General features: G+C 48.0%; 13 protein-coding genes and 1 other RNA gene. 12 read left to right on the forward strand and 2 right to left on the reverse strand.

The window, feature by feature from the left end; all coding sequences use genetic code 11:
* Positions 1-3 precede the first annotated feature (3 nt).
* Entirely contained in the window at positions 4-426 is a 423-nt protein-coding gene (locus B5F87_RS00505) for a 6-carboxytetrahydropterin synthase (protein WP_087275287.1), read from the reverse strand.
* Between the two features lie 219 nt (positions 427-645).
* Between B5F87_RS00505 and B5F87_RS00510 the strand changes: the two genes are divergently transcribed.
* The 10 genes from B5F87_RS00510 (at position 646) to queA (ending at position 11109) form a co-directional block, all read left to right on the forward strand.
* Complete coding sequence (locus tag B5F87_RS00510) at positions 646-1218, forward strand: DUF5662 family protein (protein WP_087275289.1); 573 nt, start codon at positions 646-648, stop codon at positions 1216-1218.
* 68 nt (positions 1219-1286) lie between these two features.
* Positions 1287-1470, forward strand: a non-coding RNA gene (ssrS, locus tag B5F87_RS00515) — 6S RNA.
* 69 nt (positions 1471-1539) lie between these two features.
* Positions 1540-2550 carry a YihY/virulence factor BrkB family protein gene (locus B5F87_RS00520; RefSeq protein ID WP_087275291.1) on the forward strand — a complete coding sequence of 337 codons (1011 nt, stop codon included), beginning with the start codon at positions 1540-1542 and terminating at the stop codon, positions 2548-2550.
* A 40-nt stretch (positions 2551-2590) separates the two neighbouring features.
* Positions 2591-3205: a YdcF family protein gene (locus B5F87_RS00525; RefSeq protein WP_087275293.1), complete on the forward strand. Its 615-nt coding sequence runs from the start codon at positions 2591-2593 to the stop codon at positions 3203-3205.
* Between the two features lie 43 nt (positions 3206-3248).
* Positions 3249-3713, forward strand: a complete 465-nt coding sequence (locus B5F87_RS00530) for a hypothetical protein (RefSeq protein ID WP_087275295.1) — start codon at positions 3249-3251, stop codon at positions 3711-3713.
* A 13-nt stretch (positions 3714-3726) separates the two neighbouring features.
* Complete coding sequence (locus B5F87_RS00535; protein WP_242964198.1) at positions 3727-4272, forward strand: GNAT family N-acetyltransferase; 546 nt, start codon at positions 3727-3729, stop codon at positions 4270-4272.
* Between the two features lie 101 nt (positions 4273-4373).
* Positions 4374-5966, forward strand: coding sequence for an ATP-binding protein (locus tag B5F87_RS00540; protein WP_087275297.1), 1593 nt, complete (start codon positions 4374-4376; stop codon positions 5964-5966).
* 546 nt (positions 5967-6512) lie between these two features.
* A complete protein-coding gene (gene pheS / locus B5F87_RS00550) occupies positions 6513-7550 on the forward strand; it encodes a phenylalanine--tRNA ligase subunit alpha (protein ID WP_087275301.1) in 1038 nt (345 codons plus the stop codon).
* Positions 7551-7561: 11 nt separating this feature from the next.
* The gene (gene pheT / locus B5F87_RS00555) at positions 7562-10006 is read left to right on the forward strand and encodes a phenylalanine--tRNA ligase subunit beta (protein ID WP_087275302.1); all 2445 of its coding nucleotides are present in this window, start codon (positions 7562-7564) and stop codon (positions 10004-10006) included.
* 77 nt (positions 10007-10083) lie between these two features.
* Entirely contained in the window at positions 10084-11109 is a 1026-nt protein-coding gene (queA, locus tag B5F87_RS00560; RefSeq protein WP_087275304.1) for a tRNA preQ1(34) S-adenosylmethionine ribosyltransferase-isomerase QueA, read from the forward strand.
* Between the two features lie 456 nt (positions 11110-11565).
* Here the strand turns inward: queA and B5F87_RS00565 are convergent, their stop codons facing one another.
* Complete coding sequence (locus B5F87_RS00565) at positions 11566-12360, reverse strand: GNAT family protein (protein WP_158096897.1); 795 nt, start codon at positions 12358-12360, stop codon at positions 11566-11568.
* A gap of 408 nt (positions 12361-12768) precedes the next feature.
* On the opposite strand from B5F87_RS00565, the gene B5F87_RS00570 reads away from it, so the two are divergent.
* A complete protein-coding gene (locus B5F87_RS00570) occupies positions 12769-13905 on the forward strand; it encodes an ATP-binding protein (RefSeq protein WP_087275309.1) in 1137 nt (378 codons plus the stop codon).
* A gap of 173 nt (positions 13906-14078) precedes the next feature.
* Positions 14079-15689: an endolytic transglycosylase MltG gene (gene mltG / locus B5F87_RS00575; RefSeq protein WP_158096898.1), complete on the forward strand. Its 1611-nt coding sequence runs from the start codon at positions 14079-14081 to the stop codon at positions 15687-15689.
* The last annotated feature ends 112 nt before the right edge of the window (positions 15690-15801 follow it).

Here is a 15801-nt window from a genome sequence, read left to right on the forward strand (position 1 = left end):
GTTCTACGCCTCCTGATAGGTGACGCAGTTGTTAGGAGTCTCGTAAACAGAGACATTGTATACAGGAAAAGCGCGTTCCTTCAATTGCATATAAAAATATCGGGAAAGCTGCTCGGCTGTGGGGCGAAATGGAAGTTCTACAATACGGAATTCTTCTTCACGCAATGCTTCCATGGTCTTTGGGCGGAGTGAGCCTGTCTCAACGATCAGACAGTGATCCAGTGTTTCAGTCAGTTCCTTTAAGGCATCCTTGAAATCGCCAAAATCAATGACCATGTCTCTGGTCTGGCGTTCCTCGCTTAAATGATCTGCGGCAATCCGCGCCACAATGCGCCAGCGATGTCCATGGAGGTTGCGGCATTTGCCTTCATAGCCGCTCAAAAAATGTGCAGAATCAAAAGCCTGCTCGGTTTCTAAAATGTACATGTAAAATTCCTCCAAATGTAAAATAAAAAAAGAACTGCCAGAAGGCAGCACTTGAAATGTCAAATATGAAAATGCTGTCCTGGTTTTGTTTATAGACAGGATGGTACAAACGAACTGTCTCTTATCTCATGCAGTCTACCACGAAAAAATACGTTTGTAAAGTATCAAAAAAATGATATACTAGAAAAAAAGACGGACATATAAAGAAAGAGGTTTGTTATGGATTTTTTCGGTCATTTAAGGACAATCAACCATCATAAAATGTTAGTGACAAAAACCTGTTTTAAGGTGGGGTTATACTGGCAGGGCATCTGTCATGATCTGTCGAAATACCATCCCATAGAGTTTATACCGGGTATTATTTATTATCAGGGAAACCGGAGTCCCATCAACAGGGAGAAAGAGATTAAAGGGTATTCCCGGGGCTGGCTGCATCACAAAGGAAGAAATCAGCATCATTTTGAGTACTGGATTGATTACAGTATCAGTCCCCGCGGTCTGGTGGGGATGAAGATGCCGAAAAAATATGTGGCGGAGATGGTGATCGACCGTATCTGTGCCAGTAAAAATTATATGAAAGAAGATTATAATGACAGCAGCGCTCTGGAGTATTATGTGAACGGAAAAGATATGATGCTTATTCATAAGGAGAGCGATTTTCTTGCCAGATATCTGCTGACTATGCTGGCAAAGCGTGGGGAAGACTATTTGCTTCGTTATATGAAGAAAGTTCTTCTGAGGCACCGGAACAGAGATTACCATGTGAAAAATGGCCGGTTGATACTGGAATAAAAATATGGGGAAACCTGCCAACATTTTTTTCTTGAAATTTGTATATAATTAAGTTATAGTATTTGTAAAGAAGCCTGGGATGTTCGAGAACCCCTGCTATTTTGAACCTACATTTTTGATTTTGGGAAACCAAATCTTTGGAAGGATGGCAGGCCTTGTTTTTTAACGGAGGAAGTCAGAGATTCAAATGAGGTTACCCACCTGGCTTAGGCTAGGACTCAAAATCGCAGGACACGGCATTTTGGGCCAACGTTTTCAGAGCCGTCTCATTTTTTATGAGGCGGCTTATTTTTAACGCAGAAGATTTTTGAGGGGAAAAGGATGAGCATATCAAAACGGGTGAAAAATCTATATGCGCTGGTGATGGATTTTATCAAGAAATGCAATGACGATCATGTGGCTGCTTTTGGCTCCATGTCGGCATTCTTTATGCTGTTGTCATTGTTTCCATTTTTGATCTTCTTTCTGACGCTGACCAAGATTGCGCCGTTTTCCAAGGATGATATTATTAACGTACTGACACAGGTGATCTCTTTTGAGAGGGAATCGCTGATCCGGGCCATCGTCAATGAAATTTACCGGAAGACGGGCGCCTCCGTGTTTACGCTCTCTGTCATCGCGGCTCTCTGGTCGTCTTCCCGGGGAGTTTATTCCATTGTAATCGGGCTGAATTCTGTCTATGATATTGATGAGAACAGAAATTACATTGTACTTCGGATTTTCAGTATTTTCTATACTATCGTATTTGCGATCCTGATTATCGCAATGCTGCTTCTGTGGGTGTTTGGAAATGTGCTGTACAACTATATTTGCGGGCGTTTCCCTGCTTTCGAAGCGCTGGCAGGATATTTTATCCATAAAAGAACGATGTTTACCATTGTGATTCTTACCCTTTTGTTTATGATTGTGTATCGTTTTGTGCCAAATAGGAAAACCGTCAGTTTTGGACGCCAGCTCCCGGGCGCTCTGGTAGCTGCAGTGGGATGGATTGCGGTGTCAGCGGGCTGCTCTTTTTATATTGGTAATTTTAATAATTTTTCCTATATTTACGGAAGCTTGTCCGGTATGATGATTTTGCTGCTTTGGCTGCATTTCTGTATGTCAATGGTATTTTATGGCGCAGAAGTCAACTATTTTCTGGAAAATAAAAAGAATTATCATCTGCTGGTACGTACATTGCGGCCTAATTATCAGGCAATCCGGCGAAAACGAGAGAGGGAGATGTACGAAAAAGATCATCAGAAATTGCGGTGGAAAAATAAATGGATGGGGCAGAAGAAGAACTGGAAGAATAAAGCTGCGAAAAAGAAGGAGGAGGAGCCGCGGAAATAACCTGCGCGCATGGCAGTAAAAATGAAACGGAGGAAGAATCATGTACCATCTGGATAAAAAAGAAATACGGGACATCACCAATTACATTTTCCTGGAAAATGTATTGGCGCCGGCGGACGTCATCTTTATTCCCGGCTGTGCCCGGCCGGAACACACGGAAGAAGCCGCCCGGCTTTACCGGGAAGGTTATGCAACTTTGCTGATTCCGTCGGGACGCTATGCCAAAGCCGCCGGATGCTTTCAGGGGGTGGCAAAAGGCGCGGAGCGCTATGGCACAGACTTTGCCTGCGAAGCGGATTTCCTGGCGGAAGTCCTCCGTCAAAACGGCGTCCCGGACGAAGCTGTCCTGCCGGAACGGGAAGCTACCTACACCCTGGAAAATGCCGAAAAGACCCGGGAACTGCTCCTCAGGGAGCGGGGAGGACTGCCTCGGCGGGCCATCCTCTGCTGCAAGGCCCACCACGCCCGCCGGGCGCATTTTTACTACTCGCTGGTCTTCCCGGAGGTGGAGATTCTCGTCCATCCCACAGCTATCGACGGCATTACCCGGGAGGGCTGGCACCGCACCGCCGCCGGCCGCCGGGCGGTTCTCGGCGAACTGTCCCGGATGGGTGAACAAATACTCATGATGGAGGGCCGGATAGAATATGAGTAAGGTGTGAATGGAACAAGTTTTAAAAAGTAGAAAGGGGAACAATATGAAAAAAATGAGAAATTCAACGAAACGCATGAGAACGTATCTGCTGACTGCCTTCCTGCTGGCGGCTCTCATCCTGCCGTCCACGGCGGCTTTTGCCGCACCGCGTACGGGAACCTATGAGAAGCATTTTGTGGGAGCCGGAGCGGATTCCTACCGGACAGTAGTGATCAGGAAGATTAAGAAGAACAAGGTTGTCTTCCAGATTCAGTACGCCCGCAGCTTTCCGTTCCGGGAATCAGCCACTAACAAAATCGTGGGCAGGAGAAAAGGTAATACGGTTACATTTTCTTACAAAGAAGCAGGATGGGGTTACAGTGGAACGGGTGTGATGAAGTTTAAAAAGAATGCGGTGAAAATAAAGACATCAGGAACACCGGGTTCTGACTATGGATTTATCAGCACAGGCGGACAGACCTTCAAGCTGAAAAGAGTCAGCAGCAAGAAAAAGTTTGCGGCCTATTAAGCGGTACAGGCATATGGAAACAATACAAAATGAAATGATGAAAAATGAAAAGCTGCACGATAAATTTGAATTCCGGGACATTCTCCCGGAGGAGGGAGAGCAGACCGCTGAGATTGAGCGAATCTGCTTCCCTCCTAACGAGGCGTGCTCCCGGAAGATGATGCTGGAGCGGGTGGCGAAAGCGCCGGAGATGTTTCTGGTGGCGGTGGACAGGAACACAGGGAAAATTGCCGGATTCTTAAACGGTCTTGCCACCAGCGAGACCCGGTTCCGGGACGAGTTTTTCATCGACGCGGATCTCTACGAGCCGGACGGAAAGCACATCATGCTGCTGGGTCTTGATGTGCTGCCGGAGTACCGGGGACAGGGCCTTGCAACAGAACTGATGCGTCGATATCTCCAGAGAGAGCAGGAGAAGGAAAGATGTCAGGTGACGCTCACCTGCCTGGAAGGAAAAATAAAAATGTACGAGAAAATGGGATTCCGTAACAAGGGAATCTCGGATTCAGTCTGGGGCGGCGAGCAGTGGTATGATATGAGCTGCCGGCTGGATGATTAGGAGGGGAGCGCAGAAAGGTAAAAATGTGTTGGATGAATTAGAAAAAACGTTTATAATGTAAGTCATAGAGAAGACTTTTGTAAAAAGGGGGCTGCATTCAGATGACAAGAACATTTAATGTGAGCGGAGCCTGCAATCCGAGACTGCACTATATGGTGAATCTTGAGCCTCGCCTTTATGAAATAAAAAAAATGATAGATGCCGGGAAGTATTTTACTATTAATCGGGCGCGCCAATATGGAAAAACAACGCTTCTGCGGGCGTTGAGCGATTATCTGCGGAAAGAATATTCTGTGCTGAGTCTCGATTTTCAGCGTTTAAGTGCGGCAGACCTTTCCGATGAGGCTGCGTTTGTAAACGGCCTTGCCAGAGAAGTGGGACGAAAAATTTCTTTCATGGAAGGGGTGCCTGCCGGAATAAAAGAGGCGATGAAAGAGCTGGAAGAGAAACGGTCATATCCTCCTAAAATGGCAGAGATATTTGATTGTTTTACACAGTGGTGTATGCGTACAGAAAAACCGCTGGTTCTTCTGGTGGATGAAGTGGACACGGCAACCAATAATCAGGTGTTTCTTGATTTCCTGGCACAGCTTAGGGCCGGATTCCTGGACAGAGATGAGATACCGACATTCCAGTCTGTGATTCTTGCCAGTGTATACGACATCCGAAATGTTCAGAGAAAACTTCGCCCTGATGAGGAACACCGGGAGAATAGTCCGTGGAATATCGCGGCAGATTTTCTTGTAGATATGAGTTTTTCTGCCGGTGAAATTGGCGGGATGCTTAAAGAATACGAAAAGGATTATCATACGGAAATGGATGTCATCAGGGTTGCACATCTGCTGTATGATTATACTTCCGGATATCCTTATCTGGTATCGCGTCTCTGCTATTTTATGGATGAACGGCTTCCGGGAACCGATGCATTTCCGGACAGAAAAAGTGCATGGACAAAGAGGGGAGTTTTGGCGGCAGTAAAAATGCTCCTGGATGAAAACAACCCGTTATTCGATTCTCTCACTCATAAATTGATTCAGTTTCCGGAGCTGGAGACAGTTATTTTAAAACTGCTCTTTCAGGGGCAGACGATTGCTTATGACCCGGATGATGTGGCAGTCAGAAATGCACGAATGTTCGGATTTGTTAAAGTGGAGAACTCCACAGTGCAGATTGCAAATCGGATATTTGAGACGCGGCTTTATAACAGATTTCTTTTAAATGCTATGGAGCAAGACAATGAAATCTATGCAGAAGGAGTCCGGCAGAAGAATCAATTTGTGATTAATGGATATCTGAATGTTAAATTAATTTTAGAAAAATTTGTGGAAACCTTTGATTATCTTTACGGCGACAGGGCAGAGACCTTTATTGAAGACGAAGGCAGAAGATTTTTTATGCTGTTTTTAAAGCCAATCATAAACGGGGTGGGGAACTGCTATGTGGAGCCGCAGACCAGAAATCGGGAACGGATGGATTTGGTGATTGATTATAATGCGCAGCAATACATTTGCGAATTAAAAATCTGGCATGGAAATGCATACAATGAGCGGGGCGAAGAACAGCTTTCTTCGTATCTGGATTATTTCCATCTGAAAAAAGGATATATGCTCAGCTTTAATTTTAATAAGAAAAAGAAAATTGGTGTGCAGGAAATCAGGCTGGGAGATAAGACTCTGGTGGAGGCAGTGGTTTAGCGGTATAGTATACAAAGAAATTTATTTCCCTCCTTGACTTTTCCATATCCTTTAGGGTATTATGTTATCTGATATAAAGGCTATGAAGGTGTTGACTGTACATTTTCTGTGCGAGAGTGCCCTGTGATGGGCCTGTCCTGTATGGCGGTATGCCGTTTGTCGGCATAGGTAAGCTTGGAGAGGAGTCCGGAGGGAGCGCACGGATGTACGTCCCAGTAGAGGCAGACTGTCTTTCAGAGAGAGGGGATCATCGGCTGTAAGTCCCTTTAAGTTCCGGTCTGTTTTGAATTTCCGCACCGGAGCTGCACTTCGGGGAGCGCAGGCAGAGGAAGACAGGATAAGAGATTCGGACATGATTTGTTCTGCCGTGACAAGAAGTGCCGTGGCGCGCGTTAAGCGTATAAAGAGTCTGATTAAGATCAGGAACCAGGGTGGTACCGCGGATATAATTCGTCCCTTTCGATTCGTTGAGTCGGGAGGGACTTTTTGTCGTCCCTGGAATATTTGCCATAAGATTGGATGTTGTATAACAGGAGGAAAAGAGGAATGAAAGATAAAATCAACAGCATTTTATCAGAAGCGAAAAACAAGATTGCAGAAGCGGCCAACGAGGGCGAACTGCAGAGCGTAAAGAGCGCTTACATCGGAAAACAGGGCGCTTTGAGTCTTTTGATGAAGGAGATGCCGAAGCTGGATCCGGCGCAGCGGCCGGAGATGGGCAAGCTTATGAACCAGGCGAAGAAAGAGGTCACAGAACTGATTGATGAGAAGAGAACAGAGCTGAAGCTGAAGGCTTCGGAAGTGTCTCCGGATTTTGACTGTTCTGTGCCGGGTATCCTGCCGTCTGCCGGCGGACTTCACCCGATCACACAGATGTGCTACGACCTCAATGACGCGTTTCGTTCCATGGGATTTGAGATTTTTGAGGAAGACGAGATCACCAGCGAAATGTACGCTTTTGATAAGCTGAATTTCCCGCCGAACCATCCGGCAAGGGAGAGCATGGATACTTACTGGATTGAGGGACATGACAGCGGCAGCACCAACGAGAAGCTCTGCCTGCGTCCGCATCTGACCGGCGGAAGCGTCCGCTATATGCAGACCCACAAGCCGCCGTACCGTTTCGTGTATCCGGGACGTGTATACCGTAACGAGACCACGGACGCCCATCACGAGAGAGCATTCTTCCAGTACGAGGCGCTGATCGTGGATAAAGATATCACATTTACTTCCGGTAAAGTGATGATTCAGAGTATTTTGAGCAAAGTTTTCGGTACCCATGTGCCGGTGCGGATGCGTTCCGGTTTCTTCCCGTTTGTGGAGCCTGGATTTGAGATTGATATGCAGTGCCAGGTCTGCGGCGGAAAAGGATGCAGCGTATGTAAGCACGTGGGATGGATCGAGGTTATGCCGGGCGGATCACCGCATCCGAACGTTCTTCGGGCAGCAGGGCTTGACCCGGACGAGTACACCGGTTTCTATGTAAATATCGGTCTGGACCGTCTCGTTATGATGCGTTACGGCGTGGACGACGTGCGGCTGTTCCACAGCGCTGACTTGAGATTCCTGAAACAGTTCAAATAAGGAGAGAGAAAATGAAATTATCATTATCATGGATTAAGGATTATGTAAAGATTCCGGAAGATGCGGATTTAAAGAAACTTGCCTATGACCTGACCATGTCCACCGTGGAAGTGGAGGACGTGGAATATCTTGCCGAGCGTTTTGACAATATGATCGTCGGCGTGATCGAGGCCATTGAGCCGCATCCCAATGCAGATAGATTAAGAGTATGTAAAGTAGATATCGGCGGAGGCGAGATCAAAGATATCGTCTGCGGCGGTATTAACCTGAAAGAAGGCATGCGCGTTGCCGTATCCTGCCCGGGCGCTGTTGTGCGCTGGCACGGAGAGGGCGAGCCGGTGGTTATCAAGAATTCCAAGCTCCGCGGCGTTGCCTCCTTCGGTATGATCTGCGCGTCCGATGAGATCGGACTGGGCGAGCTGTTCCCGGCAGAGCAGGAGGCGGAGATTCTCGACCTTTCTGCTTTTGAAGTTCCGGCAGGTACTCCGCTGGCAGACGCTCTGGATATGAACGATGTACTTCTTGAGATTGACAATAAATCTATGACAAACCGTCCAGACCTCTGGGGTCACTACGGTATCGCCCGCGAGATCGCGGCGCTTTACGACCTGCCGCTTAAAGAGATCAAGCCGTTCGAGACCGATGTGCAGTCCGATTTCAAGGTGGAGATCGATGATCCGGACAGATGTACAAGATATATTGGTGTGGAAATGTCCGGCGTGGGCGTAAAACCGTCACCGTACAAAATGCAGAACAGAATCTGGAAGGTGGGCATGCGCCCGATCAACGCGCTGGTTGATATCACCAACTACGTAATGCTTGCCACCGGTAACCCGACGCACGCTTTCGATGCGGACAATATCACAGACCACATCGTGGTAAGACATGCCGGTGAAGGAGAGAAACTGCTTCTGTTAAATGACAATGAGATCGAGCTTTGCGCTGACGACCTGGTGATCACAGACTCCGAGGGCCCGGTTGCCCTGGCCGGCGTCATGGGCGGCGCAAAGGATTCTATCCTTCCGAAGACAGAGCGCGTGATTTTGGAGGTTGCCAACTTTGAAGCCACCGGCATCCGTCGTACAGCGCTCCGTTATGATACCCGTACAGAGGCTTCTTCCAGATACGAGAAAGCCATCGATCCGGAGAGATGTGACCAGGCTCTGGCGCTCTCCATGCAGTATTTCAAAGAACTGTATCCGGAACTGAAGGTGACAGGATTCTGCGATAACTATGTAAAGAAACTGGAGAGAGCGCAGATTGACGTGAACCTGTCCTGGCTGGAAAAGAGACTGGGCAAACATCTGACCAACGCTGAGATGCAGGGCAAGCTGGAACAGCTGGGCTTTGACGTACAGATTGACGGCGACAACATGCATGTGACCGCACCGACCTGGCGTTCCACCGGCGACATTTCCATCAAGGACGACGTGATGGAAGAGGTTGCCAGAATGTACGGCTACGACAACTTCGAAGCCACTGCATTTGCCACCACATTTACAGCGGCCATCAATCAGAAAGACAAGAGTCTTGTGAGAAATATCAAAGAGTATCTGGCTGTGCGCTGCGGCATGCAGGAGGTATACACCTATCCTTGGATGAACGATACATTTGTAAATGCTGTTCTTCCGAATACCGACGGAATCCTGAAGCTTTCCACACCGCCGGCGCCGGATATGAGCTATATTCGTTCCTCCCTGCTGCCGAACCTCTGCGAGGCAGTGGCGAAAAACGAGCGTTACTTCCACACCTTCTCTATCTTTGAGGAGGCGCAGGTATTCTTCGACAGAAATTATACTTCCGTCTATGACGAGACCGAATCCCTGCCGGAGCAGCGCAGACATATCGGAGCGGCTTTTGCAAGCAGCGAAAAGGATATCAACACTCTGTTCAGAGAGGCGAAAGGCGTTCTGGAAAATATGCCGCGCTACACCCACATGGAAGCCTACGAGTTCAGAAAAGAAGAGAAACCGTCCTGGGCTGACAACGTGGTATGGCTGAACATTTATCTGGACGATGAAAAAATCGGTGACATGGGTCTGATGGCGAAGAAAGTATCCATGGAGTGCGGCATCAAGAATCTTTCCGTCATGCTCTTCGAGCTGGATGCCACCAAGCTGAAACCACTCAAATCCAGAACCAATACATTTGTTCACCTGGCAGAGTATCCGGAGACCGATTACGATATCTCCATGCTCTTTGATTCCAATGCGGTATGGCATGATATCTACGATACCATCATGGGCAAGAAGAAAGCAGCGGCCCTTGTCAAAGACGCAGCCTTCGTGGATGAGTACAGAGGAAAACAGATTCCGCAGGGCAAGAAGTCTGTGACTATCCGTCTGACCATCGGTTCCGATGAGAAGACGCTGACTTCCCAGGAAATCGAAAACACTGCCAACCAGGTAATGAAGAAACTCGGAAAGAGAATGGGCGCAGAGCTCAGAACACAGTAAAAACAGTATTGAGATAAAAAAGAGCCTTGTGTGGATTCCATGCAGGGCTCGCTCATTGAAAAGGACAGGATAAATATATGAAAACAAGTGATTTTTATTATGACCTGCCGGAAGAGCTGATCGCCCAGGACCCGCTTGCAAATCGGTCAGACTCCCGGCTCATGGTACTGGATAAGGAACACGGGGCGGTCAGCCACCACGTGTTCCGGGAGATCGTGGACTATCTGAATCCGGGAGACTGCCTTGTCATCAACGATACAAAGGTAATCCCGGCCCGGCTCATCGGTGAAAGAGAAGGAACCGGAGCGAAGATCGAGGTTCTTCTGTTAAAGAGAAAGACCGGCGACGTCTGGGAGACCCTCGTAAAGCCTGGTCGTAAGGCGAAGCCGGGCACTCGGATTCAGTTTGGCGGCGGCCTGCTGGTGGGCGAGGTAATGGATATCGTCGACGAGGGCAACCGTCTGATCCGGTTTGAATTTGAGGGCATCTTCGAGGAGATTCTCGACCAGCTGGGACAGATGCCTCTGCCGCCGTATATCACCCATCAGCTCAAAGACAAGGACAGATATAACACGGTCTATGCCACCCACTCCGGCTCGGCGGCAGCGCCTACGGCAGGACTGCATTTTACGCCGGAGCTGCTGAAGACCATCGAAGAAAAAGGCATCGATATCGCCAGAGTAACACTCCATGTGGGACTGGGCACTTTCCGTCCGGTGAAGGTGGACGATGTGGAAAATCACCACATGCATTCAGAGTTCTACATGATCGACGAGGATGCGGCGGAGAAAATCAACAGCGCCAAAGAAAACGGAAAAAGAGTCATCTGCGTGGGAACCACCAGCTGCCGGACCATCGAGTCCGCCGCCGACGAAAACGGCAGACTGAAACCGTGCAGCGGATGGACGGAGATCTTTATCTATCCGGGCTACCAGTTTAAAATACTGGACTGCCTCATCACCAACTTCCATCTGCCGGAATCGACCCTGATCATGCTGGTATCTGCCCTGGCCGGAAAAGAACATGTACTGGCAGCCTATGAAGAGGCGGTGAAAGAACGGTATCGGTTCTTCAGCTTTGGAGATGCGATGTTTATTTGTTGATATAATGCCTGGAAAATGCAAATATTGTTTTAGAAAAGTTTTGTTGATGATAATTTAGAAAAGGTGTTGACTTTTTCGTTGGAATCGCATATTATAATATCAGCTAAGCAATAAGGAAAGTTAGCTTCCATGAAGAAACGAAATCCCTCAGAGTGGCGTCTCTGGGGGATTTCTCACTCTTTACGGCGAGCTATTCCGCTTAGGCTGTTTGCTGTCTAATTGTCACTGTCCAGCCATTTGCGTATGTAATAGCTAATTACATCCGCTGCGACAGTGACAAACAACAAGGAAATAATGTCTCCCATGAATTCACCCCCTTTCTGCTGGAGGTACGACAGCATGTTTATAATAACACATATGAAGACGAAAATCTACTAATAACATATAATATATTAAAAAGAAATAATTAAATCATATGGATTAAAACAAAACGAGAGTATTTAATATGAATTTTCTTTAGATATGATAAATCCTAATACCGCATTTTTTGGCGAGAGCCGCGGAAGCAACATTATCCGGGCGGATCCGGGCAGTAAACTGTCTGAATCCGCCCGTTTTGCGTCCGTAGGAAAGCAGTGCCAGAAGCACTTCCTTGGCGAGCCCACGACGCTGATATTTTTGCAGCAGGGCATAGCTTACCTCGGCGGAAAGAGAGATGTCATCGGAGGCAATCTCAGTAATTCCGGTAAACCCGGCAATTCCCATAAAATTCCCCGTCCCTTTCTCTAAAACTGCATATAACCCAAAGTCAAAAAACGGATACTGATGCCGGATATAATTCGAGAGAAAATCTTCCGGATTGTCACAGCCGTCAGGGAAAAAACAGCCCTCCGGATTCTGTGCATTTTCTTTCTGAAGAAGCAGCAGAGCATCGAAGTCTTCTGCGGAAAGCTCCCGAAGCCGACAGCGTTCCGTCTCCAGAATCCACATGGGACGTTCGTAATGACGGCAGTACACTTCGTAGAGAAAGTCACGTGTCAGCGCTTCCGGAGACAGAATCAGCCAGGGTGTTCCCATCAACTCCTCCGAAGAATTGCCGTCGTGAGAGACAGCGATGACCGGAAGCCCCACTATCCGGTGTCGCCGGATGGCTTCGTCGGTGTCGCAGAGAACGATTGTGGTGCATGGCGTTTTGCCTGCCGCCTCTCCAGCACTAAGAGAACAGGCCAAAGCCTCTGCCGCACTGCGGTAGGCCTTGTTGTAGGGCGATTTCATATCAAATTGGAGAATAAAATGTAAAGGTGTTTGCATGTCGGTTTCCTTTCCCGGCGGAGTGTAGGCCGATGCATTTTTAGGTTGCCCCAATGCAGGCGGCCGAAACATTTCAGCAAGAAAATGTACGGTATTTCAACAAGGTTTTACTACCATCAGTCTATAGCATTTCCAATTCCTGCGCAAGCGCCAAAACAGCCTTGTATGACAGGGGGATATGTGGTAAGGTAAAAAAATCAAGATAGGCTACGACAGGAAATTCAACTTTGTCGAACTCAATTTTGTTGTAAGGGATTTTCTACATTTGAGATGGGAAGGAGATTATAAGAATGTGGAGGAGTTGCTTTCGGGTGAATCTAAAAACGTGGAGTATAAAGTGAGACGTCCCGAAAAAAGTATAAAATATATAAAAGTATTTCCGGTACTTCCAGAAAAGCGGACAGGATAATGACACAGGAAATGTACTATGAATCCGAAGGACGTTCTTATGATACAGTGGTCCGTTCCGATTTGTATATTTCTGATGAAGATATTGAAAAATTATGTGCAGATATGAAGGCAGTAGCACTTGCCAATTGTAAAAATGATATACAGCGGCAGTCAGTGAAAAATGTCACAAAAAATGTCCTGCTGAGCTGGGGAATTCTGTCGGAGACAGAGGATGGCAGAATTCATCCTACAAATGCCTATGTATTTTTGACAGGGCAGGATGCTTTTCTTTCAAAAATTCAATGCGGGATGTTCAAAGGAAATACCCGTGCTGTTTTTGTGGATAAGAGGGATTATGGCGGTCCGCTTTGGCAGCAGGTGGAGGAATCTTTTCGATTTGTGCTGAGAAATATTCGGCTGGGAGCAAAGATAGAGGGAGTGTATCGGAAAGATATCTATGAGCTGCCGCCGGACAGTATCCGGGAATTGATCATAAATGCGGTCATAAATTGTAGTTTTCTGCAAACGTCCCATGTGCAAGTGGCAATTTATGATGACAGACTGGAAATTACATCCCCGGGAGGACTGATGCCGGGCGTTACCGTTGGACGCATGAAAGAAGGGTATTCTCAAATTAGAAACCGGGCCCTGGCTCATGCATTTTCTTATATGAATCTGATTGAAGGCTGGGGAACCGGAATTCCAAGGCTGATGCAGGAGATGAAGGAATATGGTTTGTCAGAGCCTGAGTTTCTGGATATGGAGATTGCGCTGAGAATTAATCTTTATCGTTCTGTGAATGTGGAGCATGGCGGTGCCGGAGAGAGACTGAATGGTTCGAAAAAAGTACCGGACAGTATGGAAAAGATGCCGGATAGTGCCGGAGATGTGCCGGATAAATTGAAAAAAGTGCCGGATAGTGCCAGAGATGTGCCGGATCCTTCAAAAGAATCGGCAAATAATATAAAGGAAATGTCATACCAACAAAAAATAATTTATCATGCCATTGCCGAGAAAGAAGAGATAACTTCTGCGGAAGTCAGTCAGTTATTGGGAGTGAAACAGCGCCGGGCGAGGGTGATTTTAAAAGACATGGTCGACAGTGGAATAATTCGGCGAATTGGTGCAGCAGGAAGCACCAAATATATCTTGTGAAAGAAGAGAAAAAAGGACAGCTGCGCAAACGTCAAAACAGCCTTGCCGGACAGGGGGATATGTGGTAAGGTAAAAAAGAAATAACAGGCGGCCATCGAGCCGCGGTGACGATAAGGAATAAACCTGTTGCCTGCAGGGAAAAGTGAATGCAGGCGCGTATGGAGGGATACATTTTGGAGATAAAGTTTAAACCGGAACCGGAAAAGAAAGATACAGGAGCTGGAACGTCGCCGGAAGAAAAAACGGCGGGAACAGAGGAGAATGTCAGCGCAGCAGAAATAGCAGAGCAGACAGCAGAAACAGCGGGGACAGAAGAACCAGAAGCAGAAAAACTGGCAGAGACAGAGGAAAATGTTACGGAGAAATCCGTCGGCATAAAACGCCGCAGGCGTTCCAAAAAGAGCCCGGTGACGGACAGTGAGATAAATGGAGAGGATGGAGCTGCCGGGGTCGGAAAATCCGATCGTCCTGAAGAAAGCCATTCCGGAAAAAGCGGCGGTTCCCGGGATATGGGCGGTACCGAAGGCTTTGAGAACTCCGGCGAGGACGCGATCGTGGAGACTGTCGGTGAGGCAGTGGAGAAGAAGCCAATGCGGCTGTGGCAGAAGATTCTGCTGGGAGCAGGCGCAGTGGTGCTGGCGGTGATGCTCACCTTTGGATTCTCCATATGGCGGGAGTATTCCCGGACGGAATCAACGGAGGGCAACCCGGTGGAGGTGACCATCGAGGAAGGCAGCAGCACAAGGCAGGTGGCTCAGGAGCTGAAAGATGCGGGTGTTATCCGGTATGAGACAGCATTTCTTATGAAGATATATTTTTCCGACAACAGAGGAAAGCTGCGTTACGGAACCTTTGCGCTCAACGACGGCATGTGTCTGGATGATGTGATCGCAGCGCTGGTGACCGGCGGCGCCCAGAAGGAAGAGCAGTCCTTTACCATACCGGAAGGGTATTCGATTCCGATGATTGCGGAAAAACTGGAAAACGAAGGAGTTATGAGTCAGGATGAGTTTCTGACCGCGGTGAAAAATGCAGCGGCGAACTTCCAGTATGCGGATGTGCTGCCGGCAGCGGATCAGGTGTTTTATCAGCTGGAAGGTTACATTTTCCCGGACACCTATTACCTCTCGGAGGATATGACCGGGGATGAGCTGGTGGCGAAGATTCTTGATGAGTTCCTGAATAAATTTGACGAGCAGCGGCAGCAGGAGGCGGCAAATCTCGGCATGAGTGTGGAAGAAGTGCTTATCCGGGCGTCGCTGGTGCAGAAGGAGACCGAACGGCCGGAAGAATATCCGATGGTAGCCGGCGTCATCAATAACCGGCTGGCGCAGAATATGCGTCTGCAGTTTGATTCCACGGTGGTGTACGCCATGTCGGAAGGCATGTACGGCGTGGAGCGGGTGCTCTACGATCATCTGGAGATTGATTCCCCGTACAACACTTACAAGAACGACGGTCTGCCGGTGGGACCAATCTGCAGCCCGAGCCTGGAAGCCATCGACGGCGTACTGCACCCGGCGGAGCATAATTATCTGTATTTCCAGACTGACCAGGTGAAAAATGACGGCTCTAACCTGTATTTTGAGACCTATGAGGAACATGCGGCGGCAGCAGCCACCACGGAGAATCCGTCGGCCTCCTCGGATCAGACGCAGGAGACCACAGCGGCGCCGGACGGGGCAGAAGGAACCACAGGCAATACAACGGCGCCAGATGCAGCAGAAGGAACAGCAGCATCAGAATCGACAGGCAATACAGCGGCGCCGGATGCAGCGCAATAAAAAATATATATGGAAAAGTCATAAAGAACAATTGATTAATTTGTCGAGTATGGTATAATAATCCCATGAAATTTATTTTCTACATGAAGTACCCCTCACTTCAAAGATACGG

Origin of the sequence: Eubacterium sp. An3 (genome assembly GCF_002159465.1) — a bacterium.
Lineage (GTDB): Bacteria > Bacillota > Clostridia > Lachnospirales > Lachnospiraceae > Anaerobutyricum > Anaerobutyricum stercoris.